Below are 1166 nucleotides of genomic sequence, written 5' to 3' on the forward strand. Positions count from 1 at the left end.
CTTTAGTAAGTGAAGTTCAGCCTGTATGCGAGCAAGCGTTACAGCAGATCAAGCAAACTCATCCAGAAATCATCGATATTCATCTGCAGAACGACAATAGCAGCATGGTCGTGGTTTCCATTGAGAAGTCAAAGGCCCATCATGCAAAAGAAGTGATGGAGACCATCTGGCAGCAATTTGCAGATAACAAGTTCGTGATTGTGTGTGATGGCGACGTTAATGTTCGTGATTGGAACGATATTATCTGGGCTATCACCACTCGTATGGATCCGGCGCGCGATACGATTTTTGAATCACAACCATCTTCGCTATCTCGTATGGGCTTGGATGCGACAAATAAGATTCAGGGTCAAGAGTGTCGACGTGAATGGGGTACACCCATTACAAAAGATCCAAAGATTGTCGAAAAAGTTGATAGTATCTGGGGACAACTAGGAATCTTATGAGCTACCAAGTAGTCTTATATCCAGAGAATATCACCTTCGATAGAGAAAAAGGGCAAACGGTGTTGGATGCTGCGCTCAACAGCAACATTAACTTCCCCAACCGTTGCCAAGTAGGTGCTTGTGCGATGTGCATGTGCAAAAAACTAGAAGGGCAAGTCAGTTACCACCTTGAGCCAATGCTTACAGAGAAAGAGCAGCAACAAGGGTGGATATTCGCTTGCCAAGCAATAGCAGAAAGTAATTTAGTCCTGACCTTTGCTGATTAAAGGTCTGTGAGAGGAATAGCATGACAATTAAATGTAAAGTGAAGTCTATCGAGCCATTGGCGTGTAACACGTACCAAATTCTACTTCACCCAGAAACACCAGTTGCTTTTAAAGCTGGCCAATACCTAATGGTAGAGATGGGCGAGAAAGATAAGCGCCCATTCTCAATCGCAAGCAGCCCTTGTCGCCATGAAGGAGAGCTTGAGCTGCATATCGGTGCAGCTGAGCATAATGCTTACGCTCTTGAAGTAGTAGAAGCAATGCAAAAAGCGCTAGCAGAAGATGGAGATATCGCGATTGATGCGCCTCACGGTGACGCTTGGGTAAAAGAAGAGAGCGATCGTCCACTATTACTAGTAGCTGGTGGTACGGGTTTCAGTTACGTACGTTCTATTCTTGATCACTGTATCGCCCAGAACAGCCAAAAAGAGATTCACCTATACTGGGGGGCTAA

Annotated in this window: 1 protein-coding gene and 2 pseudogenes; all 3 read left to right on the forward strand. The window is 45.1% G+C overall.

The features are described from left to right. Window positions 1–446, forward strand: a pseudogene (locus tag KIV40_RS28430) (UbiD family decarboxylase domain-containing protein); the annotation flags it as partial. Further along, window positions 443–712, forward strand: coding sequence for a 2Fe-2S iron-sulfur cluster-binding protein (locus KIV40_RS28435; protein WP_285352571.1), 270 nt, complete (start codon window positions 443–445; stop codon window positions 710–712). The pseudogene KIV40_RS28430 and the gene KIV40_RS28435, both read left to right, overlap by 4 nt. 20 nt (window positions 713–732) lie before the next feature. Beyond that, window positions 733–1166, forward strand: a pseudogene (fre, locus tag KIV40_RS28440) (NAD(P)H-flavin reductase); the annotation flags it as partial.

The organism is Vibrio sp. D173a (genome assembly GCF_030248475.1).

Bases quoted from the DNA above. Each gene is read 5' to 3' on its own strand.
- KIV40_RS28435 (WP_285352571.1), top strand. From the start codon at position 443: ATGAGCTACCAAGTAGTCTTATATCCAGAGAATATCACCTTCGATAGA.